This window comes from Caballeronia sp. LZ028 (genome assembly GCF_031451415.1).
Taxonomy (GTDB): domain Bacteria; phylum Pseudomonadota; class Gammaproteobacteria; order Burkholderiales; family Burkholderiaceae; genus Caballeronia; species Caballeronia zhejiangensis.
In genome coordinates, this window is the sequence record NZ_JARUXN010000016.1 from 1 (window position 1) to 22,706 (window position 22,706).

Genomic DNA, 22,706 nt, shown 5'->3' on the forward strand with positions numbered 1-22,706 from the left:
GCTTCGAGCGCCTCGCTTTCATCCACGAGGCTTTGCTCGAAATCGCTTGCTGCATCATATGCTGGCGACACCTGCAAAAGTCATTCTGTTAACGCCTCTAAGTCCGCGATCGTGAACAAAAGTCGCCTGGGTTTTCATTGTATCCGCCTGGGGCATTGTTCCACTTGTACATTGTCAGAAGTATCGACGCTTGTCAGTCTAACAGGTCGAGATTCCCGATTAGGACCGGCGTGCCGACTCTCTCGCGTTTAGAGAGCCGAGTCAGATGATTCTGAGCTACAGAACAGCGCGCAGGCCCACGGGCGCCCACGTTGTCCACGATGACGAGGATTCAGAGAGAAATTTCGCTATACAAAATCTTCGAACGGCGTAGGATGGGTGAATCCAGAGAGCCGAGCGCCTTTTCGCAGCATTCGTCAGCGCTCAACCGCCGGCCCTGAACGGGATCGGCCTCAGATCGGAGACCGTGCAACGCGGTCAGTTTTGCCAGCATTGCCGATACTGCTCTGCTCACCTTTACCTATTTGCCGCATGAGTGCGGCGCGAGATCATTCAATGACACCCGAAGTCCGTCTTTATCGCGGCTTGGAAATTTATCCGCTCGTCTTTCCGCATCGGCCCACCGCCGCCAGACAGGCACACCACTACGACGACGAATTTGATGCTGCCGTGCGCATTCAGGAACCCTCGGCGAAGCCCGGCACATCGCGCGGTCGTGTTTTCAAGATAAGTCCTGACGAGCCGTTCCAGAGCGCCGGCGACGCGCGGCGCGCATCGATTGAATACGCCGAGCAGATGATCGATTCATGTCCGCAGGAAAGGACGTTCCTTGACTCGAACTGCGAGTACCCTTCGCGGCGTCAAGTACTACACGGAATGGCCAGCACGACGTGAGTCGCTTCAATCGAGACCTGCTGGAAAGCCTCGTGTCGTAACCAGTAATAGCCGCGATTCGGAGCTTCTCGCGGCGATCAGGGAGGAAACGATATGCAACCCAACACCTGCAACTTTCGCATCGATCCGACACCACGCCGAGCCGATGGGGAGTATATGGCGCATGCGCGCATTAGCACCAACAATGAGGACGGAGGTGAAACGGAGCTTTTTGTGAGCGGCGACCTCGCCGGCTTCGACCTGCGTGATGAAGCCGTTGCCTTTGCCAAGAACTGGGCGCAGGAATGGCTTCAAGTTCGTTTCGGTTGAGTTGGCGTCCGTGGATTGAAACGCCGTGATCTCGTCTGCGAAGGCCATCACGCCTCTGGTTGACGTTCTCACATTAGCAAAGACGCTCGTCGTGAGAAGAGAATGTCCAGTTCGCATCGAAAGGAAGCAGCGAAAGATCCGCAAGCTACGCGCAAAATGTCAGCATCGCGACGATTAAAAAGGGCAGGTTGGCCGCTGGTCGAAACGCCTATTTCTGCAGACCCCGTGAAGTCGGATCGGCAGCAAGGCACAGACGAACACGAATGGGCGATACGCGCCTTGATCCGTATCGGCAAGGATCAAGGCTTTGTCACACATGCCCAGATCAATGATCATTTGGCCGGCGACCTTGCGCAAATGACCATGGTCGAAGATATTTCACGCGCCTTCCATGAAATGGGTCTCGCCGTCTACGAGCACGCGCCCAGCACCGAAACGCTGCTGCTCGACGACGCGGTTTTGAACGATACCCTTGACGATCAGTCGGGCGAAGACGATGAATTTGCGCTTTCCGCTGTGGATAGCGAATTCGGCCGGACCACCGATCCAGTGCGCATGTACATGCGCGAGATGGGCGCAAAGCAGTTGCTGACGCGTAAGGCCGAGGTTGAGATTGCCCGGCGTATCGAAGATAGTCTGAATGAGATGATTCAGGCGATCGCGTCCTGTCCCCCCACTATCTCGATGATCCTCGCAAGCGCTCAACTAGTTGCGGAGGGCAAGCTTGGCATCGACGAAATGATCGACGGTATCGATGACGAGAGCATGCCAGCAGCGGCGGAGATCGACGAATCTGCGCCCCACAATGGCCAAAGCGACTCTGAAGCCGAGGACAATGCGGACCAGTTGCGGTTGACGCGACTAATGACCGACGGACTTGCGCTCTTTGGGCGGGTACGCGAGTGCGTCGATCAGTTGCGCGAAGCGGGAGAGACCCATGCCCCGAATGCTCAAGAGACCATTCGAAAGGAACTGGGGCGCGTGCGCTTCACAGCTCGCATAGTGGGCCAGGCTTGTGACGACATGCAGCAGCGTCTGGCGCGCGTGCGTCAAATCGAGCAGCGAATATCCAGCATTGCGATCGACCGGTGTAGCATGCCGCGTGAGCAGTTTATTGCATTGTTCCCCGGCCACGAAACCGACCTCGACTGGACGACCAAAACCGCTGCGAAATCGCTCGATTATGGCGCATCGCTGGAACGCAGCGTGGCCGCTGTTCGGGCCGAGCAGTACCAATTGATGGATATCGAACGGCATGCGGCAATGCCGATTCAGCGGTTAAAGCAAACCAGTCGGCATCTGCTCGCTGCTGAATCACGCTTGCGGCGCGCAAAAGACGAGATGATCGAGGCCAATCTGCGCCTCGTGATCTCGATCGCCAAGAAATATGTGAATCGCGGCGCACATTTTTTGGACTTGATTCAGGAAGGCAACATCGGCCTGATGAAGGCCGTCGACAAGTTCGAATACAAGCGCGGCTGGAAATTCTCGACTTATGCAACTTGGTGGGTTCGCCAGGCGGTCACGCGCGCGGTCGCGGACCAGGCGCGCACCGTCCGCATACCTGTGCATATGGTGGAGATTATCAACAAGCTCAACCGGATTTCGAATGAACTTCGGCAGCACACTGGCAAGCCCGCGCTGCCCGCAGCTTTGGCCGAACGTATGGAATTACCAGAGGCTCAAATCCGGGGCATTCAGAAGATGGCGATGCATCCGATCTCGCTTCAAACGCCGGCGAATGATGACGCTGACGCAACGCTCGGGGACCTGATTGAGGATGCGGACGTGGAATCGCCTCTTGAGGTCGTCGTGCGGACCGGAATGCGTGTCGCCATCGACGATGCGTTGAACACGCTTTTGCCACGCGAGGCAAGAGTGCTTCGCATGCGCTTCGGCATCAATGTGCCCACCGAATTCACACTTGGCGAAGTAAGCTCGCATCTGGGCGTGTCGCGGGAACGCGTTCGTCAGATCGAGAGCCAGGCTATCCGCAAACTGATGCATCCTAGTCGCGCAGATAAGCTACGCTCGTTCATTGATCGCTAGACATTGGAGGGCGTCAATGCAAAGGTTCGCTTTTGACCTATCAACTGTCCTTACAGCGAGGGGAAAATCGTGCAAGAGAGCGACATCGTAGACCATTTGGTAGCTGCTCACGTGATACGCTCGTTCTCCACTACAGGGGTTCGCAATGTCACAGATGTTAAAAGTTAGAAGCCATGATTCCATGTTGTTGCTCAACCGCTAGTTGCCGGTGGCTTCACTTATGCATGTGTCGACGTTGATTTGAGCGGGCCAAACGTCAGCCAGCTTCGTTGCGACAGCCACCTTCGCTTTGAGACGGAGGACGAGGCCTACGAAGGCGGCTCAGCTCACGCGCGACGCCAGGCGGCGAAGATGAGGCGATGAACGTCGAACACTTCTTTAACGCCATTGCCCCCAAACTTGCAATGCGCCGCTCCTTTCTGTCGTCGGATTGAAATTACTCACCGCCGCGAAAAGCGCTGCAGGAAGGTGTCCGTTCGCGTCGATAACAGAAATTGGCAGACACCGGTCTCAATGATTTCGCAAGTACTTCGAGAAGTGATAGCGTCCAATATTTGACATAAGTAACAAGATCGGTGTTTATATCGTTATCCTAATTACGGGATAGGGCGATAGCAACCCCAGTATCCGCTCTGGCGCTGTTTCGGCGGGCGGCGGCGATACATAGGAAATGACCAACCCGTCCCGGTGCAGGTCAGGACCAATTGGCAGAGTTGATGGTGTTGACAGCTCCCTCGTAGACCTACGGGGCGACTTTGCCGACTCAGCCTTTTGCGTCACCAGAGGTTGTCGGAAATCGGAAAACTAGGCAGCTTAGGCGCGAGCCTCGAGACACATTCGCGAGACGAAAGGAACACCATCATGGCAACGCTGCCTCAGCATGCGAGCGTTGTTCGAGACGCTTGCCGAACGTTTTTAAGGACTCTTCTTGCCCGAAGCGCGCAAGGTTTTAACGCCCTTTACGTTGGGGTCGAAGAGAACGACGGAAGGCGACAGGGCTACCGTAGCGCTTGAAGTCGGCGTAGGCACCGGGCGTCATCACCTCCGCGCCGATACATCTGGATGGCCTTCTGACGATTGAGCGTCGCTCCAGTGCTCGGCGCTCCCCACACTCCCTCCCAATACAGCCCCAAGTTGTGTGCGGAAGCCTTGTGGCCCAAGTCAATCGCCCGTTCATACAGCGTGCGTGCAAGATCCGCGTCCGCATCTATCCCCCGGCCGATCCGCGCGCTGTCCGCGAGCGCCGCCGCCGCGATGCCACGAAGCCGACCGTCGGCGGTGTCGTCCTTCATCACATCTTCAAGGATCGCATTGCCACTTGCGTAGTCCGCGTCACCGCCGGTCGACGTGACGAGGGAGATGGCAAGTGCAACCCGCAACGACGGATGGCGATTCACGCCTACACGATCGAGAAGGCGACGTCCCAGGATTGGCGCGCCTAAGAGGGTGCTGGTCAAGAGCGCGTTCGCTATTGCAGCCAGTGATTCAAGCGAGAGAAAGCCGGTCTTGTTCGCGGCAATCACGTGCCTAAAGAATTTCTCGACGTCCAGCATCGGGTCGGCGCTGCGAAGCCGTTGCCATTCACGTTCAATCTGTCCTACCCAGCTTTCCGTCTGCATGGTGAGGTGCTCTTTGGTGACGAATGCACCGTATTCTAGCTCACCGTACTCTGGTAGCGAGGCAGTTCGGTGAGGACGTGACGAGGGCTGATGACGGCCATGTTCGAAGGCGACTGTTAAAATTGATCGATTGATTTCAGGCACGCACGATGGGATTCGAACAGCTCGCTGCGCTCAAGGCGCAGCTGGACCAAGGCGCGGACCGCAAAGAAGTTGCTTCACGCTTGACGTCACCGACAGTGGATGCCACACGGGAAATCAAGCAGCCACCGAAGCGTTCACGAACGTCGGCTGACGCGGCCGCGTGCGCAGTCACCGCGCTGCAACGACATTTCCCGCGCGCCTTTCCGCACCGTCCCGCACCAAAGGTTCCTCTGAAGGTTGGGATTCTCAAGGACGTGCTTGCCCGAGCGGCGTCGCTTGGATTGAGCCAGCGAGACGCTCGTAATGGCGTGAAGCTCTGGTGCCGCGGCCAACGCTATTGGACCTGCCTCGTTGAAGGCGATATGCGCGTGGATCTTACCGGGGCAATCTCTGGCGTTGTCACCGCTGTCGAAGCAGACTACGGCAAAAATCAGGAGAAGACTCGGCTCGCGCGTAGACGGGAGCAGATTGCAAAAAATCGTCAAGATCAACCGCGTTGACCGGCAAACAACACTTCAATTGCAGACCTGACTTGACATTAAATTTGTCCCTGTTTTCGGTCGGGCCGCGAGAAATTGAGCGGGCAGAGGATTGTGATTGTTGCAGTCAAGGGCGCAAGCGAGTAGGATTAAATCCTACTCGCCGGAGGCTCCCATGAGAACGACGCAGCAGATGAGCATCACTTTACCCAACGAGATGGCCGAGTTCGTCCGCACAAAAGTCGCAAGCGGCGACTACGCGTCTGACAGCGAAGTGCTGAGAGACGCGCTTCGCGCGCTCCGCGAGCGTGACCGTGCCGTCGAAGCGTGGTTGCGAAACGAAGTCGTTCCTGCAGCGCAAGCTCTTCGGATCGATCCAAGCCGTGCACTGTCAGCCGATCAGGTACGTGCTGAGCTGAAAAAATCTCGCACGCGCCACGAATGAATTGGCGCGTTCAGTTTGCGCCCGAAGCGCTCGATCAACTGCGGAGACTTGAAAAGCGCATCGCCAACGCGGGCGCGCCGATGGCGGCCGAACGATACGTTGATTCGATCGTCGATTTCTGCATGAAGCTCGAGACATTTGCAGCGCGAGGGGTCGCACGCGACGATTTGCTGCCTGGACTTCGGATCACGCATTTCCGCAAGCGCGCGATCATCGCCTATACGTTGGAGACGGAGGTCGTCTCGATCGTGGGCGTCTTCTACGGCGGCCAGGACTATGAGGCGGCGCTTGCGCCGGATGACGAGTAGAACGTTGACAGGTGGGGGTGGCTTTGATTTCCGTGTAATTTCCGGGTTAGGGCGCTCTATGTCCGAGAAGGCCTTGCCTTCCGGCACTAAATTAATAATTTTTAAAATCAGAGGTTTGCTGTCTACCAGAAAACGCGTTGTGCCTACCGACCGGCGATCCACCCGCAGCGCTGGCGAGTCGGACAGCGGGTCGGAGCCGCTGCTTCGCTAAGACGGCCGTGTCGGCAAGGAGTGCGACAATTACTGAAAGACGATGAGCATCCTTTCTTGTCAGACGTCAGGCTAAGATAAGCAATGATCCAAGCAATCCGGCCGGAGCGTCGAATCCGCGGTCTCGTACATCCAGACTTGCCAAAGGTCACCGTAGTCGGAAACATAGCGTGCAACGAATGCTACTCGAGCGACAAGCGAGCCGACACAAATCCCAATCGCGACGCCTGCCTGGGCGGTAGCGCGCCCGAGGCCAAGCACATCGGCAACCGAGGGAGCGGCAATCACCGCCAACAAGAAAATCAACGGAGGCAGCGGTATAACAGCGTGTTCAATCTGCATAATGGGTTTGCCGGCACCAATGTCGTTGACCGCTTAAACGATTCCCGATAAGCCTGCCGCCTAGCATGCCGATCATCGCGCCTGCGGCGAAAGGCACACCGACCTGCCCGTTCATTCGCCCCGTGAGCGCTGTTTCGTGCAAATGGGTTATTCCATGCTGGGACGTTGACGAGGTGCCTATTCACGCCCGTTGCATGGTCGCTTTCGCCCGCTCCACGAGTTCGAAGATGACCATGCCAGCGATCATCGCCGCCACGAAACCGACGGCTTTCGGATAGCCCGCGCCGAGCGCAACCAATGCCGGGCCTGGGCAGAATCCGGCCAAGCCCCCGCCGATACCAAAAACAGCGCTGCCGAAAATTAGTCGCGACGTGATGGCCGTGCCGGCCGGAAGTTGCATAGGCGCTCCAAGGAGCGAACCGTTTCGGCGATTCGCGACGAAAAATGCCAGAGAGCCGACCGCGATGGCACCGGCCATCACAAAGGCAAGCGATGGATCCCAGCGGCCCGCGAGATCGAGGAAACCCAGCACCTTAGCGGGATTCGCCATGCCGGATACCATCAGCCCAATACCAAAAAGTGAACCAGCGAGTAGTGCCGTTAGGCGTGTCATGAGGGCAGTCATATCAGCCTCCGATCAGGTGACGTTGCACGAAAACAGTCACGATTCCGGCCAACATGAAGGTAGCGGTTGCGGCCAGCGAGCGCACCGACCCACGCGACAGGCCGCAGACGCCGTGACCGCTTGTACAGCCGCTGGCGTAGCGGGTGCCAATACCCACGAGAAACCCGGCAGCGAGGATAGCTCCCCAGCCTGCTTCAATGTCCACGTGAGTAGACCTGCCGAGGATGCTCGCTACGACGGGCGCGCCTAGCAGACCGGTGAGGAATGCAATCCGCCAGCCAACGTCATTGCGCGGCCAGCTCAACAGGCCGCCGATGATGCCGCTTATTCCCGCGATTCGGCCGTTGCAAAGCACGAGCACTGCGGCGGCGATGCCGAGCACGAGTCCCCCCGCCAGCGACATGCCGGGTGTGAAATGGATGACGTCGATCAGCATGATGGATCCCCTTACTGCTGCGGGCAGAATTGTTCATAAAGTACCGCCATCACCGCGAGGGCTTGCGGACTGGCCACCGAATAGAAGATGTTTTTGCCCTCGCGGCGCGTATTCACCAGGCCGCTTTCCCGCAACACGCCCAACTGCTGCGAGAGGGTGGGTTGCCGGATGCCGAGCAGTTGCTCCACTTCGCCGACGGACAGCTCTCCTTGGGAAAGCTGGCACATCAGGAGCAGGCGGTCCGGGTTGGCGAGAACCTTCAACAGGGCGCATGCATTTGCGGCGCCGGCCTGCATCGTGGCCAAATCGAGCGTCGGATTGGGATTGGAGGGTTTCATAAAATGTTCACGATCTATCTGAACATATTATATTGCAAAACATAATGTTTGTGAATAGAATGGGCGCATCCAAGGAGCTACACATGAAGCCCATCATTCACCCGTTCTTCGACTCAGCGACCTGGACCGTGACCTACGTGGTTTACGAGGAAGGTGATTCAGCGTGCGCGATTATTGACTCAGTGCTGGATTACGACCCGAAATCGGGCCGCACGTCTACGGCAAGTGCCGACAAGGTGATTGCTTTCGTGCGCGAGCGCGGGCTGCGTGTCGAGTGGATTCTGGAGACCCATGCGCACGCCGACCATCTCTCCGCCGCCACGTATCTCAAGCGAGAAGTCGGTGGCCACATCGCGATCGGCAAGAACATCTGCCGAGTGCAAGGCGTGTTCAAGAAGCTTTTCAACCTGGAGCCTGAGTTTCGCCTCGATGGGTCGCAGTTCGACCATCTTTTCGCCGATGGCGAAACGTTTGCCATCGGAGGCTTGACAGGAAAGGCGATGCATGTGCCGGGTCACACGCCAGCTGACATTGCCTACCGGATCGGCGACGCCGTATTCGTCGGCGATACGCTCTTCATGCCGGACGTGGGCACTGCTCGTTGTGACTTTCCGGGCGGCGATGCGCACGAGCTCTATCGCTCCATACGCAAACTGCTGGACCTGCCGTCGCACACACGGCTCTTCATGTGCCACGACTATCCGCCCGTGGGGCGCGAACCCACATGGGAAACGACAGTGGGTGCGCAGCGCGATGGCAACATCCATGTGCATGAGGGCGTGAGTGAGGAGCAGTTCGTGGAGATGCGTCAGGCACGCGATGCGACCTTGGCGATGCCCACGCTGATATTGCCGGCGGTACAGGTCAACGTCCGGGCGGGCGACCTTCCTCCGCCGGAAGAAAACGGAATCCGTTACCTCAAGATCCCGCTCAATGCTGTTTGATGCAGTGCTTGCCTGGCGTGGCGTCGAGAACACCAGGCCGGCGCGTGGTTCAACGCTTTCAGGAAGTACCTCATGATTGTGCGCCCCCTCGCCACCGATCTTTCCGTTTCTCCTCAAATCAGTACTACTGATGTCTCAACTTTACAGGAGCTCCGCTTTCGGTCGATTGTGTGCCTCCAACCGGACGGGGAGGCGCCCAACCAGCCTTCGTTCAGAGAGATCGCTCACGCAGCGAGGCGGATGTCCGATCAATCACCACAAACTGCCGAATCACGACAACGCTGGCTCTTTAATGCAGAGCGTCACCGGGACCCAGTTCCGGGTCTCCGTCTTTTGAAGTGACGCCACGGGCGTGCTGCTCTGACTGATGGAGCGGTTCTAATCGGCACGGTAACCTTGCGGTCGCCCGGTTGCCGATCAAACCGGCCAGGGCTGTGTCATTTACCTGTCGGCGCGACGTCAGCTGATCGTCGTCGGTACGCGTCGCTACTCGCCATACCGCGTTGCCGACGTCGTCAGCCACAAGCAAGGCACCATGCGCGTCCAGTGCGACGCCAACGGGTCGGCCCACCGCGTGGCCGTTTGCCGTCAGAAAGCCGCTCAGGAAATCCTCAGGCAAGCCAGCAGGTTTTCCATCAACAAATGGCACGAACACCACCTTGTAGCCGGTACGCGGTTTACGGTTCCATGATCCATGCTGGCCAACAAATGCACCTCCACGATAATGAAGCGGAAAAAGCGTCCGGTCGTAAAAGACCAGACCGAGCGAAGCCGTATGATTGCCGAGCGCATAGTCCGGCACGATGGCCTTTGCAACCAGATCGGGGCATTGCGGTTTGACGCGGGTGTCAATGTGCTGGCCGTAATAGCTGTAGGGAAAGCCATAGAAAGCGCCATCTTTCACGGCGGTCATGTAGTCGGGGACAAGATTGTTGCCGAGATCGTCTCGCTCATTGACTGCCGTCCACAACGCGCCGCTGTCCGGTTGCCAGGCAAGTCCGTTGGCGTTACGCAATCCAGTCGCATAGGGCCGCACATGACCGGTGTCGATGTTGAACACGAGGATGCGCGCTCGACCTTCTTCGGCGTCGACTCCATTTTCCCCCGCGTTGCTGTTCGATCCCACCGTGATGTACAGATGCTTGCCGGACCGATCGGCCAGGATGTTCTTGGTCCAGTGATGGTTGATCGGCCCTGCCGGCAAGTCGGCAACCTTGACCCCGGGGCTTGTTATCTGGGTGGTGCCCGTCACATAGTTGAAACGCAGCAGAGCGTCCGTATCGGCAACATAGAGTGATTGCCGATGAGCGCCATCCCGAACGGCGAGTGGAGGCCACCCAGAAACACGGTCTGAGTCCTCGCGACGCCGCTGCCATCCACATCGCGCAACAGCACAATGCGATCGGGGCTCGGCACACCGGCGCCGGCGCGCTTCATGACCTGCTTTCTGAGCCAGCCGAACAGGCCGCTGCCTTTATCGTGTTCTTTTGGCGCGTCGCTTTCCGCGACCAGCACGTCACCATTGGGCAGCGTGTAAAGCCAGCGCGGGTGGGCGAGGCCACCGGCAAACTCCGTGACGCGAAAGCCTGCGGGAGCAGTGGGCGTGAAACCGTCGGGGCGCGCCTGAACAGGCGCGATGTTGACCATCGGAATCAAGGACGATTCCGGAGCCGGCATGACGGGCGACGAGCCGAAGCCGGCGTTGCTTGAAGCTGATGGCCCAATCGCACAAGAGGCCAGCGGCAAAACCAGTGAAATAGCCAGACGGTTTAGCAGGCGCATGTAGGTTCCGAGTGAAGAGCGTTAATCGACGGTGCACGGGACGAACAGCAATAAACCGGCCATGACGTTGCCTGTTAAATGCGCAAACTATTCCGTGATTCAAGTGGAAAACCTCGGGCTCCCGGCTTCGGTCGTGCTGACCCCCGTTGGCGGTCGTGCGGGAACAGCAGCGGAGTCGAGCATCCGAATCGCTCCTCCCCGGCGTCAGCTTTCCTTAAGATAAAGTCGCTAGCATCTATCGGATTTGCGTAGTGCTTTTTTCAGGCCATCAACTCAAGATTCGCAGGCTGCGCATCCCCATCAATTCATCAAGTCGTGACAACTTGAGGAGCAAGAATGGCGAAGGTCTACAAAATGCAGCGTCCGGCATATGACGCGGTCGCACGCACACTGCACTGGCTAACCGTCCTGTTGGTCGCAATGCAATTTGTGATCGGCTGGACGATGCCGGACGTTCACAAAGACACGCAGCCGGTTGATCTGATCGCGTGGCATCTTGGGGTGGGCGCGACGCTCGTCGCCGTCATTGCAATCCGGGTGATCTGGCGATTGACGCATTGGCCCACGCCGGATGAACTGCCACCGCTACTCAGCGTCGTTTCGCGCATAACGCATGTTCTCCTCTACGCCGCCCTGGTGCTGGTGCCGCTGCTCGGCTGGATCAACGCGTCCTCACGAGGCTGGACGGTCCGCTTGCCGGGCGTGGTGTCCTATCCGGCGCTGAGCGAACCGGGCTCGGCCTTCGGGCACGCGATGGGGGATGTGCACGGCATCCTCGCATGGGTGCTCTTCGCGTTGATAGGTCTGCATGTCGTCGCAGCGCTGTTCCACCGCTTTGTCCTGAAGGACCATGTGCTGCAAAGGATGCTGCCCCACGCAAGGCCGTCGCCTGATCAGGGTCGAGACCGCTAGGGTCCGCCAATGCCTAACACTCACAAGGAACCGCATCGAATCAAGGCGATCGGGTGGCTACGCGCTGCGGTCCTTGGCGCGAACGACGGCATCATTTCGACGGCAAGTCTGATAATCGGCGTCGCGTCCGCGCATGCCGAACACGGCCATCTGGTGCTGACCGGCCAGGCCGGATTGGCAGCCGGCTCGATGTCGATGGCGACAGGCGCGTACGTATTGGTCTCGTCGCAAGCGGATACAGGAACTGCGGCTTCCTGCCGATGCTTGCTTCGTGGCGGCATGCGGTGCGCCGGGACTTGTGCGACGGGTGTTGTGAATCGCGCAATTTCAGGACGGGCGGTTGAGCTCGCGCTTGTTTGCTGCGCGTCCGACCTTTCTTCTGATGCCGCAGACTTGGCCCAATGTATTCGTACCTCATGTTTTCCCAAGCCGTTCGCATGAATTAACCGGCGAACCACAGGCATCGTCGCGAAAGCTGGCATCAAAATCGGAAGGACGGACTGTTGAAGCCTCAGAGCGGATGTGGATCGGGATGAAAGACCGCCGTTGCCGAGCGCCGCAGCCGCGGATTGCCCGTCTTTAAAGAAAGAGGAATGCCGCGCCTGCGGTGATGGTTGGTGCGAGCGCGGCGCCGAGCAATCTCAGGGGGCTTACCGCGCCTCCAGAGAACCGATGTCCCACTATCGCCAAGCCGGCCGGGTTGGGCGCGTTAGCAATTACGGTCAATCCGCCCCCAGTAACAGCTCCTGCCACGAGCAGATACTTTGCGCTGTCAGACAAACCAGATAATAGTGACCCCAGATAAGTGATGGCGGCATTATCCATCACCGCGGTCAGCCCGGTAGCGCCAAAAAAGAGAGTCAGCGCATCCATAGAACCCACGACAGGCCCCAGCCACCATTGTTGCAGTCCGCCGAGCACAATCAAGCCGCCGAGGAAGAATGCAACCAGGAGGCTTTCACGAAGCATGAGCGGCGATTGATGGTGCTCGTAAGCCTGGGTATATCCAAGGAAAAAGAGAAATGCTCCGATGAAAACGACCGCATGATGTGAATTGACGACGACCAGCGCAAGAAATCCTAGATGGACAAGTGTCACGCCGACAGGGACGCGCTTCAGTCCCGAAGTCTCATCGTCTTTGCTGACCTGTAGCCTCGGTATGCTTTTCGCGGTTAGCCCAACGAAGACAGTCGCATTAAGAAGCACAGCGGCCGCCGCTTTCCAGCCAAATGTCGCCGCCATGAACGCGGTGTTCCATCCCCACGCATTTGCAACCATTAATACTGGCGGGGCCGCATATGCAGTTATAACGCCGCCGATCGAAACATTAACGAAGAGCAACGCAAGGCCAAAATATTTGACGCGCTCCGGCGTCTGAGCAACGAACAACCGGTCACGTAGCAAGAGCGCAGCGAGCGTCATAGCAGCCGGCTCCGTTACGAAGGAACCGAGAAGCGGGATGACAGACAAGGAGAACCAGACGATCGCCACTTCCGTGCGCACCGGAAGGAAACGAGACAGCCCAATCACCGCATTCGTGACGAGCACCAAAATCGGCCGGCTCGCCGCCATGACCATGATCACAAAGACAAAGAGCGCCTCTGTGAACTCGCGATGCTCTAAGTAGCCGACGGTCGCCTCGGCCCCAACAAGCACCCACATGACAAGACACAGCACAAGCGCCCAAAAGCCAAAGATGACCTCGACCTCTGCAAGAAAGTGGAAGAGACCTGAGTGCTTAGGAAAGCGCCGGCCAAGTGTCTCGATTCGCGCTACGGCGAAAGTATGGATGAGTGCGAGTGCGAAAATGACAGCGGCAGCAATTTCAATGAAATGAGGCATTGGTGGAAAGCGCGTGCGGAAGCGAACCCGCGAGTTCATTGTATTCATATCTTACAACAACCATTCACCGCGGAAAGCGGACGGGCGCCAGTCCATTGAGGCAGTTCGTGACACGAGCGGCGATACCCAAGAGGAGCTATCAACGCGTTGTTACCTCTTTCTCAGGGCTACAACGTCACTGATGCGGCGATCGTGGAGGAAGCGGACCCGTGCCAATACGGTATCGGCTAGCATCTGCTATTGACCGCGCCTACAACGCGCACAACCTCGCCGCTGGCAACCTCAATTGCGATCAACGTGCAAGCAACAGCGAGGTGAGCGGGCGGAACGTGTCGCGTCTCTAAGATCCGCGTGAGTGGCTTTGGCTGGATAGCTCGGGATTGCGAACCCGTCACTCCGGACGCGAAAAGCGGCCCTAGGCATTTATGGCACAATGTGCTTCTTCTGAAGGCTGGTGCTCGCAATGCCTGTTAGCCGATCTCAACTCGCGTGTAGTTTCCCTTAGGGTTACTTTGGTAACGTTGTGGCTTCCCGCGAGCTTTGCGCAACAGAGCAAACAACTCTTCTTCTCAAGGCATTAATCGACAGGCGATCGCAATCGTGTTGTGTCCAAGTTATGAGAACGTCCAGAAAAATCGTGCGCTTGTCCAGCCACACCCTTGATCCGAATGTGCTTGAACGTTGGCGATCGAGCGTGCTCAGCGGCGGCTTTGCCGTTTTGTTCGTAGCACTGATCGCACGCGCATTTTGGGTACAAGGCATTAACGATGCGTTTTACCGCCAACAGGGAGAATTGCGGCAGGTGCGCGACTGGCCAACGCATGCTTCACGCGGTAGGATTCTTGATCGTAACGGATTGGCGCTTGCCATCAGCAGTCCAACTCGTTCGCTCTGCGTGGACGCATCAGGCACCGACGAGCGCGTTTCGCGACAGCAGATCGACGCGCTCGCTCGACTTATAGACGTAGAGCCGACTGCGATCGAGCAGATTTACGCGGCACATCGCGGATTCGCGTATCTGAGGCGGGAAGTGCCACCTGATGTCGCCGAACGTGCGCTGCGTCTCGGCCTTCCCGGACTCTTTGCGCAGGATGACTATCGACGGTCGTACCCGGAAGGCGAGATCGCCGCCCAGATCACCGGCTTTACGGGCCAGGATGGAAGCGGGCAGGAAGGGATGGAGCGTTTCGCTGAAGAGCGCCTGCGCGGAGCGGACGGACATCGACGAGTGCTTCGCAATGCGCGCGGACAGGTGATTGACACCCTCAGCGTTCAAGCTCCCCGCAACGGCCGCGACCTCGCGCTCGCGATTGATCGTTCATTGCAGTATGCTGCGTTCGGCGCTTTGCGCGACGCGGTGACGCAATCACATGCGAGATCAGGTTCCGCTATCGTACTGGATGCACACACCGGCGAAGTTCTTGCCATGGCCAACTGGCCGAGCTACGATCCGAATCAGCACGATGCACGAAGTGGCATGGAAGTGCGCAATCGCGCCGTGACGGACGTCTTCGAGCCAGGCTCGGTGATGAAGCCGCTGACTATTGCGCTCGCGTTGCAGCGAGGACGAATTGCGCCCAACACAATCGTCCCTACCGACGGTGGGAAACTTCGACTCGATGGGCGAACCATTCACGACGACAAGAACTTCGGCACTCTCACCACCGCAGGGGTCGTTGAGAAATCGAGTAACGTGGGCACGACCAAGATTGCCTTGCTGCTCTCGGCTGCTGACATGTACGGAAACTTTCACGAGCTGGGGCTCGGTCATGCGCCTCGTGCTGGACTTCCCGGCGCGGCGGCAGGAAGGGTGCGCCCTTATCGCCACTGGCACCGGATCGAGCAGGCGACGATGGCTTACGGATACGGACTTTCCGCCTCGCTGCTGCAGCTTGCCCAAGCTTATACGAGCTTCGCGAATGGCGGGCGGATTGTGCCCGCGACAATCTATCGCCGAGATTCAGGACTATCGATGCCCGTGGGACGGCGCGTCTATTCGGAACGGGTTGCACGACAAGTGCTTGGGATGATGGAGAATGTGGTTTCCGCCGACGGTACTGCGCCGCAGGCCGCCGTGCCAGGTTACTCCGTGGCCGGTAAGACGGGAACCGCGTACAAATGGACGACAAAGGGCTACGACCGTCAGCAATATCGGGCTTCGTTCATCGGAATCGTGCCTGCTAAGCGGCCAAGAGTGGTGATTGCGGTATCGATTGACCGGCCACTGCATGGATCACATTTCGGCGGCGCCGTTGCTGGGCCGCCATTTGTCACGATCGCAACGCAAGCGATGCAAGTCTTGAATGTCGCGCCAGACAAGTCCACCGGGAAGAAGGCAGGCGTCCAGGCCACGATGTAGCGCCACTCACTGGTCGGCGAGCGACATGACGGTCGCACCGGGAGGTTGCTCGACGCCTTAACATGAAGTAGACCCACCTGATTTACGCCACGGCATATGCATATACCATTTCGGAGAAAGCTTCAGGAAACAAGAGTGAGCGCGCGCCAGCTGCTTGCGTTGCTGTGTCTTGTCGGTCCAGTGTGCGCGCACGCCGCTACTTGTAGTGAAACGCAAGAGGTACGCATCGTCGGTGATGCGCCTGCCGCGATTAGCTACGACGTTTTCAAGGCGAGTCGACCAGTCGATGCGCGAAAGCTTCCATCGTTCATCGCTGCGCAGCAGGTCAAAATGCTTCCGGATGGAACTCTCGCATGTATCGTTACCGACGACGGTGTGGCTGACCCGGCGGCGATTCTGATTCAGGTTCCAAATGAACCCGTGAACTATTGGGTGAGGAGTTGGAACGTCGAGTTCCTGAGCGCTGCCTACTAGACGCGTGTGCACATGGTGTGCGTCGAGCGAACCAGTTGAGCAACCGTCGTAGCGTCGCGGCCTTCGTCAGAAGCCTACCGCCAGCGCAAACGACTGCGTTGCGGGCCGCTATCCGCGATGGTCAACCGGTCGGACTCGACGTACCGATTTTGCCTACCGCTTCGGGGCGTATGGTAATGTGAAGGCGGCTTGCACCGATGGATGCTCTCTCTTAGCCGCCGCCTCGTTGCAAAGTCGGCCCGCAGAGTCCTAACGCGGTGTTGACGATAGCGAGGTGTGTGAGGGCTTGTGGGAAGTTTCCAGCGAGTTGCCTGCTCGGGACGTTGTACTGCTCTGAAAGTAGGCCAAGATCGTTTGCAACGGAGAGTACGCGTTCGAACTGCATCTTAGCTTGCGCTGTGCGCCCTTGCATTTGCAGACAATCGGCCATCCAACACGAACACGCCAAAAAAGCGCCTTCGTTCGGTTCGGACGAAGCCTTCTTGTGCCGACGTATCAAACCCTTCTCATCCAAGTCACAGCGAATTCTTTCGATGGTCGAGGCCATGCGAGCATCGTCGGCAGGTAGGAAGCCGACGAGCGGCATCAAAAGCAGACTTGCATCCAACTCCTCACCTCCGTAGAACTGGGTGAAGGCGCCGAGTCCGTCGTTCCAGCCTTCACGGCAGATCTCCGCGTGGATGGTCTCACGCAATGCGGTGAACCGCGCGATGAGATGGGCGTCTACGCCTTCGATCGAGGATCGATGTTCGACGAACCGATCAAACGCGACCCATGCCATCACCCGAGAGTAGGTGAAGTGACGTGGTTTGGCGCGCGACTCCCAGATCCCCGAACCGGGTGTGTTCCAGACGGACTCAAGATGCTCGACAATGCGCCGTTGCACAATATCATCCTGGCTTGACGGCGGCATGCCCGCGCGACGTGCCACGTCGAGGCAGTCTATGACTTCGCCGAGGACATCCACCTGGTGCTGACCCGCAGCGGCATTGCCGATGCGTACGGGGCGGGCGTAACGGAAGCCCTGTAGCCAGTCAACGTTCCATTCATGCACGTGCCGCCCACCATCGACGCGGTACAGGACCTGGATGTGCTCCGGCGAGCCGGCAATGGTGCGCAATACCCAATTGCGCCACGCGTATGCCTCTGCATCGAAGCCGGCATTCAGGAGCGCGACCATGGCAAAGCTTGTATCTCGCAGCCAGCTATATCGGTAATCCCAGTTGAGTTCGGCCGCGGGCGCCTCAGGTAGCGATGTGGTGGGCGCAGCAACGATCGCGCCGGTACCATGGTGAGTCAACGCTTTCAAGGTGAGGAGCGAGCGTTTCACGGCGCCAGGCCACTCGGTGCGCGCGGTATCGAACTTGCCGATCCAGCCACGCCAATAAGTTTGCGTATCGAGAAGCGCGGCCTCTGCATTGACGGCGCGCGGTAGCGGCTGATGCGACCTACCGTAGCTCATGACGAAAGAGATACGGGCACCGGCGGCAACGTCGAATACAGCTTGGATGATGTCGTCGGCTAATGACAGTTGCACATCGGTGCGCAAGACGACCTGGTCAGGTCCGATGCTAGCCTGTAGCGTACGGTCGATCCGCTCCGCCCAAGGCGAGAGGCGCCCATAGTCGAAGCGCAGACGCAAAGTAGAACGCATCGTGACGGTCCCTCGCAATCCGACGACGATGCGTACTACCGAACTGGGGAAGTTGCCGACCGGCATGAAGTCAATGATGCGGACATGGCCGCCAAGCGTTTCAAAGTCGGTTTCGACGATGACGGTGTCAGGCTGGTAGCGGCGGTCTTGCCGGACCACTGCCTCGTCCGGTGCTAGAGACCAGGAGCCGTTCTCGGGGGTGCCAAGTAACGCTGCGAAGCACGCATCGTCATCAAAGCGCGGCCAGCAAAGCCAGTCGATCGAGCCGTCGCGGCTCAGTAGGGCCGCCGTGCTTCCGTCGCCGAGCAGTGCGTAGTCTTCGATCTGGCGGGTCATTTCGAGGACCCCGAGCGCCGCAAAAGACTCACCAAACCCACGGCGCCAAGGCAAGCAAGCGACCAGAACAACGTGCGATGGCGTTCCGTGAACATTTCCCAGCTCTGCTGCTTGGCCTGCTCATCGAAGCGTCCGTGTGCGCTGAAGTCTCCAGGTACCGGTTCGAAGAGATTGTTGGGCGAACCCGGCACTAATGATTCGGCGGTCAGCTGACCGCTGTAACCGCTTTTCGCAAGATAGCGATCAATGAGCGCAGGCGCGACACGGTTGGCGAGGATCGCCTTGACTGTCGGGAAGCCCACCCAGACCTCGCGCCGACGGTGAGTCGCGGCGAAGTAAATGGCGCGCGCGGCGACTTCAGGCTGGAAAATAGGAGCGACGGGCCGCGCACGCTTGCCCATTTTGTTGAGCGCCCAGTCGAACTGGGGGGTGTTCACGGCAGGCAGGTCGACCATGGTCAGATGAACGTTCAGCCGGTCGTGAATGATTTCAGATCGTAACGAATCGGTGAAACCGCGAATGGCGAATTTTGCGCCGCAGTAGGCCGATTGAAGGGGAACCGACCTGTACCCTAGGGCAGAACCGACGTTCACGATCGTGCCTCGATTGCGCACACGCATGCGTGAAAGTGCGGCCATCATGCCGTGCACCTGTCCGAGATAGGTGACTTTGGTGGCGCGTTCGATTTCTTCGGGGGTCAACAAGGACACCGGCGCAAAGGCAGTCGCCATCGCGACGTTCACCCAGACGCTTATCGGCCCGAGTGTCTCTTCAACTTCTGTTGCCGCGGCATCGACCGCGCCTGCATCGGCTACGTCAGTTGAAATGGGCAGTGCGCGCACGCCGTAGGCGTTGCGGAGTTCCTTGGCTGCGCGTTCGAGCCGCCCGGCGTCGCGCGACAGCAGCGCGACATCGAAACCATGACGGGCGAACTCTTCGGCCGAGGCTCGTCCTACTCCCGCGCCTGCCCCCGTCACAACGACTACCTTCTTCATAATAACCTCGTCCTAGAGTTCGCCCCTTGCCGCTAACGCCTCGATGCGATCCGCGGTACGCATCGCGATCGCCTGAATGGTGAGAGAAGGATTCACACCGCCGACGGTCGGAAACACAGAGCCGTCGCAGATCCACAGATTGTCGATGTCCCAGCTCCGGCAGTCCGCATCGACGACGCTCGTCGCGGGATCGTCGCCCATGCGCGCGGTGCCGTTCAGATGACACGTATCGTCGTCCTGACGCCATACGTCGCGCGCGCCGGCTGCATCGAGCGCCATGCTCATGTAATCGAGCGAATGCTTCACGAGACGCCTGTCGTTGTCGCATAGCGAATAGGTGACGCGCGCGACCGGCAGGCCGTACTGATCCTTCTCGTCGGCGAGCGTCACGCGGTTGCGCTCCTGCGGCATCGTTTCGCCGACGATCTTCAAGCCCGCCTGATGGTTGTACTTGCGCATCTCGTCGACGAGCGCCTGGCCCCACAATCCGCGCCCGTTCTGCACGGCGGCCCAAGCGACCGGCAGCGGCCCCTGGCTCATGTAGCAATAGCCGCCGAAGAAGTCCTTGCCCTTGTCTTCGTAATTCCAGTGCTCGGTCATCGAAAGCGACGGCGGCCCCTTGTACCAGCGCACTTCTTCTTCCATCGTGCCCCACGCGGCCTGATTCAACTGCACCATCAGATTTTTTCCGACGAGGCCGGAGCTGTTCGCGAGGCCATCGCGATAGCGGTCCGTCGCGGACATCAGCAAGAGACGCGGCGTTTCGATCGCATAGCCCGCGACGACGACATTGCGCGCACGCTGGAAGCGCCATCGTCCTTCGCGGAAGTATTCGACGCCGGTCGCGCGGCCATCGTCGCCCATGACGATGCGGCCGACCATCGCGAGATCGCGAATCTCGGCACCGGCGCGCACTGCACGCGGTATCCATGTGACGAGCGCGCTTTGCTTCGCGTTGGTCGCGCAACCCGACACGCAAAATCCGCGATAGACGCACGGATGCGCTTCGCCGCGCGGCGCGGATACGGTCGCGAGCGGCGTCGGCGTCCAGTCGATGCCGAGCGCTTCGCAGCCGCGCGCGAGCACGAGCGCAGCCGCGTTCAGCTCATGCGGACGATACGGATAACGCGGCCTTTTCGGTCCCCACGGATACGTGACCGGTCCCGCGATCTTCAGCGCATTCTCGACTTGCGCGTAGTAGCGCCACATCTCGCGCCAGTCGAGCGGCCAGTCCGCGCCATAACCGAGCAAGGTCCGCGACTTGAACCACTCGGGACGAAAGCGCAGCGACACCATCGCGAAGTGCACGGTGCTGCCGCCAACTGCCTTGCCGCTATTGTTGTTGCCGAGCTTGAGCGGATCGTCGCCGTCGCAGATGCGCTCGTCGGTCCAGAAGAGTTTCGATTGATGCGTCTCGTCCGATGCGAACTCTTCGAGGGGACGCCACCATGCGCCCGCATCGAACGCGACAACGCGAAAGCCTTTCTCCGCGAGACGGCATGCGAGCGTGCCGCCGCCCGCGCCCGTGCCGACGATCGCGAAATCGACCGCATCGTCTTCGTCGTATTCGCGCATCGGCAGCCACGCGCCATGATGGAAGACATCGGGCGCGCGTCCGTGCTTGCCGCGCGGCGCATGTTGCGGATCATCGGACACGCTGGTTCTCCTTCTTGGCGCGTGCTTCGTCGCCTGGCTTCGCTTCGACCGCGTCCCACGGATCGCGGCGATCGAACACCATGCGGACATAGCCGCGCGGATTCGCCGGTCCGCCGAAACCGATCTCGCTCCACGCGCGCGGATGCGAGTAATACGCACCGCAGATGTCGCGCAGCACGCGCATCGAGAAGAAGAGCGCGGGCGGCATGCGGCGCCATGCACCGTGATTCAACGTGCCTTGCTGCATGTCGCGCAGCAGCGCGTTCTGCGCTTCCTTGCCGATGCTCGCAAAGGGCAGTTTATGACGCGCGCGGCTTTCGGCATCGAGTGCGGCAAGGCCGATGCGCCATGCTTCGCGCATCGGTGGAAGACGCGTATCGCGATATCCGTCGCCGGTGTCTTTCACGAGCTTGGCATCGAGCAATGCGGGCAATGGCACGGGCTCGCGCTCGTCGTCCTGCGGCACGATGCACGCGCACAGCGCACGCAACGCGATCCATTCGACGGCATCGAAGAAGCGCGCTTCTTCCGGCGTCGCGAGACGTTCGTCGATGACCTTGCGCGTGATGTCGTCCCATGAGGGCGTATCGCGTTTCTTCGTGACGTCGTAGCCGGGATAGCGAGGCAGCGTCATCGCTCGGTCTCCCGCAGGCGCAATGCGGCGAGGGCCGCGAGCGCGAGCGCCGAAAAGCTCGGCGGCGCGGGCAAGGGCGGACCGTTGAAGAGATTCTGGCTCCAGTTGCGCCAGCCGCCCTGATTGCGCGCAATGCCGCGCGCATGAAAGCCCACGCCGATGAAACCGAGCGCCGTCGTCATGCGCAGCCAGAGCCGCGTGAACCAGCGCTCGCGCGGTGCCGCGATCGCGGCGTTCACGAGCAACGCGGACGCCACCGGCGGAATCACGATGGGGGCATACATCACCGGATTCTGGAACGCGCCGCGAAAATGCAGCAATGCGACTTCGCCGAGCGTGCCGGCGATGCCCGCGCTCGTCATCAGCGCGAGCGCCTGTCCCGCCGGCATGCCGAACATTCGTGGCTCATGCGCGGGCTCGTCGCGCAGTCTTTCGGCGACGGCACCCAGCGCGCCCGAAAGCAGCAAGGCCATTGGGGCGCCGATCGGGGCGGCATAGAAGAGGTTATGCCAGCTCCATCCACCGGGACGCTTCGTGATGTTGTAGAGATGAAATCCGGTGCCAGCCACGCCCGCGAGCGCCGCGCCGAGATAGACCGAATCGCGTACCAGATGGCGCTGCGTCTCGTGATCGCGTCCGCCGTGCAGGCCCGCCAGCAGGGAGAGAGTGGAGGCGACGAGCGGCGTGAACATCGCGGGGTTGTCGAAGGAGCCGCGGTAGTGCTCCATCGCGCTATCCGCGAGCACGGAAAGCGCGAGCAGCGCGGAGCTGCGATTGAAGGTGCGCGCCGTATCGATATGCGTCCCCATCGGCGTTTCATGCGTGCGCGTTTTTCTGCCGATCAAGGCCGCGCCCGCAGCGGCGATGCCGCAGGCAATCGCGATGTTCCCTGACGTGATGTGCTTCATCGATCATTCCGT

Annotated in this window: 21 protein-coding genes and 3 pseudogenes; 13 read left to right on the forward strand and 11 right to left on the reverse strand. The window is 59.5% G+C overall.

What is annotated here, in order from left to right; genetic code table 11:
• The 4 genes and pseudogenes from QCE58_RS32505 to rpoD form a co-directional block, all read left to right on the forward strand.
• Window positions 1–92: pseudogene (locus QCE58_RS32505) on the forward strand (IS5/IS1182 family transposase); the annotation flags it as partial.
• A 463-nt stretch (window positions 93–555) separates the two neighbouring features.
• On the forward strand, window positions 556–894 hold the full coding sequence (locus tag QCE58_RS32510) for a hypothetical protein (protein ID WP_250522554.1): 339 nt from the start codon (window positions 556–558) through the stop codon (window positions 892–894).
• 93 nt (window positions 895–987) lie between these two features.
• Window positions 988–1,203, forward strand: a complete 216-nt coding sequence (locus QCE58_RS32515) for a hypothetical protein (RefSeq protein ID WP_033536732.1) — start codon at window positions 988–990, stop codon at window positions 1,201–1,203.
• A gap of 102 nt (window positions 1,204–1,305) precedes the next feature.
• Window positions 1,306–3,252, forward strand: coding sequence for an RNA polymerase sigma factor RpoD (gene rpoD / locus QCE58_RS32520; protein ID WP_250522553.1), 1,947 nt, complete (start codon window positions 1,306–1,308; stop codon window positions 3,250–3,252).
• A 998-nt stretch (window positions 3,253–4,250) separates the two neighbouring features.
• Here the strand turns inward: rpoD and QCE58_RS32525 are convergent.
• Entirely contained in the window at window positions 4,251–4,871 is a 621-nt protein-coding gene (locus tag QCE58_RS32525) for a sel1 repeat family protein (protein WP_250522552.1), read from the reverse strand.
• A gap of 149 nt (window positions 4,872–5,020) precedes the next feature.
• Here QCE58_RS32525 and QCE58_RS32530 point away from each other — a divergent pair, with 149 nt between their 5' ends.
• The 3 genes from QCE58_RS32530 to QCE58_RS32540 all read left to right on the forward strand — a co-directional run bounded on the left by QCE58_RS32530 (window position 5,021) and on the right by QCE58_RS32540 (window position 6,247).
• Window positions 5,021–5,515 carry a ProQ/FinO family protein gene (locus QCE58_RS32530; protein ID WP_250522551.1) on the forward strand — a complete coding sequence of 165 codons (495 nt, stop codon included), beginning with the start codon at window positions 5,021–5,023 and terminating at the stop codon, window positions 5,513–5,515.
• Window positions 5,516–5,669: 154 nt separating this feature from the next.
• A complete protein-coding gene (locus QCE58_RS32535; RefSeq protein WP_250522550.1) occupies window positions 5,670–5,939 on the forward strand; it encodes a type II toxin-antitoxin system ParD family antitoxin in 270 nt (89 codons plus the stop codon).
• A complete protein-coding gene (locus tag QCE58_RS32540; protein WP_250522549.1) occupies window positions 5,936–6,247 on the forward strand; it encodes a type II toxin-antitoxin system RelE/ParE family toxin in 312 nt (103 codons plus the stop codon). Before QCE58_RS32535 ends, QCE58_RS32540 begins: the two co-directional genes overlap by 4 nt.
• 733 nt (window positions 6,248–6,980) lie before the next feature.
• On the opposite strand, the gene QCE58_RS32545 is transcribed toward QCE58_RS32540, so the two are convergent.
• The 3 genes from QCE58_RS32545 to QCE58_RS32555 are packed head-to-tail and all read right to left on the reverse strand — an operon-like array spanning window position 6,981 to window position 8,198.
• Window positions 6,981–7,412 carry a DUF6691 family protein gene (locus tag QCE58_RS32545; RefSeq protein WP_250522556.1) on the reverse strand — a complete coding sequence of 144 codons (432 nt, stop codon included), beginning with the start codon at window positions 7,410–7,412 and terminating at the stop codon, window positions 6,981–6,983.
• Between the two features lie 13 nt (window positions 7,413–7,425).
• Window positions 7,426–7,860, reverse strand: a complete 435-nt coding sequence (locus QCE58_RS32550; RefSeq protein ID WP_250522548.1) for a YeeE/YedE family protein — start codon at window positions 7,858–7,860, stop codon at window positions 7,426–7,428.
• 11 nt (window positions 7,861–7,871) lie between these two features.
• Window positions 7,872–8,198 carry a metalloregulator ArsR/SmtB family transcription factor gene (locus tag QCE58_RS32555; RefSeq protein WP_250441839.1) on the reverse strand — a complete coding sequence of 109 codons (327 nt, stop codon included), beginning with the start codon at window positions 8,196–8,198 and terminating at the stop codon, window positions 7,872–7,874.
• Window positions 8,199–8,281: 83 nt separating this feature from the next.
• Here QCE58_RS32555 and QCE58_RS32560 point away from each other — a divergent pair, with 83 nt between their 5' ends.
• Both QCE58_RS32560 and QCE58_RS32565 read left to right on the forward strand, forming a co-directional pair.
• A complete protein-coding gene (locus QCE58_RS32560) occupies window positions 8,282–9,142 on the forward strand; it encodes an MBL fold metallo-hydrolase (RefSeq protein WP_250441838.1) in 861 nt (286 codons plus the stop codon).
• A gap of 72 nt (window positions 9,143–9,214) precedes the next feature.
• The gene (locus tag QCE58_RS32565; protein WP_250522547.1) at window positions 9,215–9,484 is read left to right on the forward strand and encodes a beta-lactamase hydrolase domain-containing protein; all 270 of its coding nucleotides are present in this window, start codon (window positions 9,215–9,217) and stop codon (window positions 9,482–9,484) included.
• A gap of 133 nt (window positions 9,485–9,617) precedes the next feature.
• Here the strand turns inward: QCE58_RS32565 and QCE58_RS32570 are convergent.
• Window positions 9,618–10,924: pseudogene (locus tag QCE58_RS32570) on the reverse strand (PQQ-dependent sugar dehydrogenase); the annotation flags it as partial.
• A 336-nt stretch (window positions 10,925–11,260) separates the two neighbouring features.
• On the opposite strand from QCE58_RS32570, the gene QCE58_RS32575 reads away from it, so the two are divergent.
• Window positions 11,261–11,836: a cytochrome b gene (locus tag QCE58_RS32575; RefSeq protein WP_250522546.1), complete on the forward strand. Its 576-nt coding sequence runs from the start codon at window positions 11,261–11,263 to the stop codon at window positions 11,834–11,836.
• Between the two features lie 9 nt (window positions 11,837–11,845).
• A pseudogene (locus tag QCE58_RS32580) lies at window positions 11,846–12,088 on the forward strand (VIT1/CCC1 transporter family protein); the annotation flags it as partial.
• A gap of 327 nt (window positions 12,089–12,415) precedes the next feature.
• Here QCE58_RS32580 and QCE58_RS32585 read toward each other — a convergent pair.
• A complete protein-coding gene (locus tag QCE58_RS32585; RefSeq protein ID WP_250522555.1) occupies window positions 12,416–13,678 on the reverse strand; it encodes a putative Na+/H+ antiporter in 1,263 nt (420 codons plus the stop codon).
• Window positions 13,679–14,321: 643 nt separating this feature from the next.
• On the opposite strand from QCE58_RS32585, the gene QCE58_RS32590 reads away from it, so the two are divergent.
• A complete protein-coding gene (locus QCE58_RS32590) occupies window positions 14,322–16,037 on the forward strand; it encodes a penicillin-binding protein 2 (protein WP_250522545.1) in 1,716 nt (571 codons plus the stop codon).
• 135 nt (window positions 16,038–16,172) lie between these two features.
• Window positions 16,173–16,511: a hypothetical protein gene (locus tag QCE58_RS32595; RefSeq protein ID WP_250522544.1), complete on the forward strand. Its 339-nt coding sequence runs from the start codon at window positions 16,173–16,175 to the stop codon at window positions 16,509–16,511.
• A 211-nt stretch (window positions 16,512–16,722) separates the two neighbouring features.
• Here the strand turns inward: QCE58_RS32595 and QCE58_RS32600 are convergent, their stop codons facing one another.
• The 5 genes from QCE58_RS32600 to QCE58_RS32620 are packed head-to-tail and all read right to left on the reverse strand — an operon-like array spanning window position 16,723 to window position 22,694.
• Entirely contained in the window at window positions 16,723–18,501 is a 1,779-nt protein-coding gene (locus QCE58_RS32600; protein ID WP_250522543.1) for a glycoside hydrolase family 15 protein, read from the reverse strand.
• Window positions 18,498–19,496 (reverse strand): SDR family oxidoreductase, encoded by a 999-nt coding sequence (locus QCE58_RS32605; RefSeq protein WP_250522542.1) that lies wholly within the window; start codon window positions 19,494–19,496, stop codon window positions 18,498–18,500. The genes QCE58_RS32600 and QCE58_RS32605 overlap by 4 nt, the downstream gene beginning before the upstream one ends.
• A 12-nt stretch (window positions 19,497–19,508) precedes the next feature.
• A complete protein-coding gene (locus QCE58_RS32610) occupies window positions 19,509–21,152 on the reverse strand; it encodes a GMC family oxidoreductase (protein WP_250522541.1) in 1,644 nt (547 codons plus the stop codon).
• Entirely contained in the window at window positions 21,142–21,786 is a 645-nt protein-coding gene (locus QCE58_RS32615) for a gluconate 2-dehydrogenase subunit 3 family protein (protein WP_250522540.1), read from the reverse strand. Before QCE58_RS32615 ends, QCE58_RS32610 begins: the two co-directional genes overlap by 11 nt.
• Window positions 21,783–22,694 carry a hypothetical protein gene (locus tag QCE58_RS32620; RefSeq protein WP_250522539.1) on the reverse strand — a complete coding sequence of 304 codons (912 nt, stop codon included), beginning with the start codon at window positions 22,692–22,694 and terminating at the stop codon, window positions 21,783–21,785. The genes QCE58_RS32615 and QCE58_RS32620 overlap by 4 nt, the downstream gene beginning before the upstream one ends.
• Between the last annotated feature and the right edge of the window lie 12 nt (window positions 22,695–22,706).

Coding starts and splice junctions, on each gene's coding strand:
- QCE58_RS32510 (WP_250522554.1), top strand. CDS start 556: ATGACACCCGAAGTCCGTCTTTATCGCGGCTTGGAAATTTATCCGCTC.
- QCE58_RS32515 (WP_033536732.1), top strand. CDS start 988: ATGCAACCCAACACCTGCAACTTTCGCATCGATCCGACACCACGCCGA.
- rpoD (WP_250522553.1), top strand. CDS start 1,306: ATGTCCAGTTCGCATCGAAAGGAAGCAGCGAAAGATCCGCAAGCTACG.
- QCE58_RS32525 (WP_250522552.1), bottom strand. CDS start 4,871: ATGCAGACGGAAAGCTGGGTAGGACAGATTGAACGTGAATGGCAACGG.
- QCE58_RS32530 (WP_250522551.1), top strand. CDS start 5,021: ATGGGATTCGAACAGCTCGCTGCGCTCAAGGCGCAGCTGGACCAAGGC.
- QCE58_RS32535 (WP_250522550.1), top strand. CDS start 5,670: ATGAGAACGACGCAGCAGATGAGCATCACTTTACCCAACGAGATGGCC.
- QCE58_RS32540 (WP_250522549.1), top strand. CDS start 5,936: ATGAATTGGCGCGTTCAGTTTGCGCCCGAAGCGCTCGATCAACTGCGG.
- QCE58_RS32545 (WP_250522556.1), bottom strand. CDS start 7,412: ATGACACGCCTAACGGCACTACTCGCTGGTTCACTTTTTGGTATTGGG.
- QCE58_RS32550 (WP_250522548.1), bottom strand. CDS start 7,860: ATGCTGATCGACGTCATCCATTTCACACCCGGCATGTCGCTGGCGGGG.
- QCE58_RS32555 (WP_250441839.1), bottom strand. CDS start 8,198: ATGAAACCCTCCAATCCCAATCCGACGCTCGATTTGGCCACGATGCAG.
- QCE58_RS32560 (WP_250441838.1), top strand. CDS start 8,282: ATGAAGCCCATCATTCACCCGTTCTTCGACTCAGCGACCTGGACCGTG.
- QCE58_RS32565 (WP_250522547.1), top strand. CDS start 9,215: ATGATTGTGCGCCCCCTCGCCACCGATCTTTCCGTTTCTCCTCAAATC.
- QCE58_RS32575 (WP_250522546.1), top strand. CDS start 11,261: ATGGCGAAGGTCTACAAAATGCAGCGTCCGGCATATGACGCGGTCGCA.
- QCE58_RS32585 (WP_250522555.1), bottom strand. CDS start 13,678: ATGCCTCATTTCATTGAAATTGCTGCCGCTGTCATTTTCGCACTCGCA.
- QCE58_RS32600 (WP_250522543.1), bottom strand. CDS start 18,501: ATGACCCGCCAGATCGAAGACTACGCACTGCTCGGCGACGGAAGCACG.
- QCE58_RS32605 (WP_250522542.1), bottom strand. CDS start 19,496: ATGAAGAAGGTAGTCGTTGTGACGGGGGCAGGCGCGGGAGTAGGACGA.
- QCE58_RS32615 (WP_250522540.1), bottom strand. CDS start 21,786: ATGACGCTGCCTCGCTATCCCGGCTACGACGTCACGAAGAAACGCGAT.
- QCE58_RS32620 (WP_250522539.1), bottom strand. CDS start 22,694: ATGAAGCACATCACGTCAGGGAACATCGCGATTGCCTGCGGCATCGCC.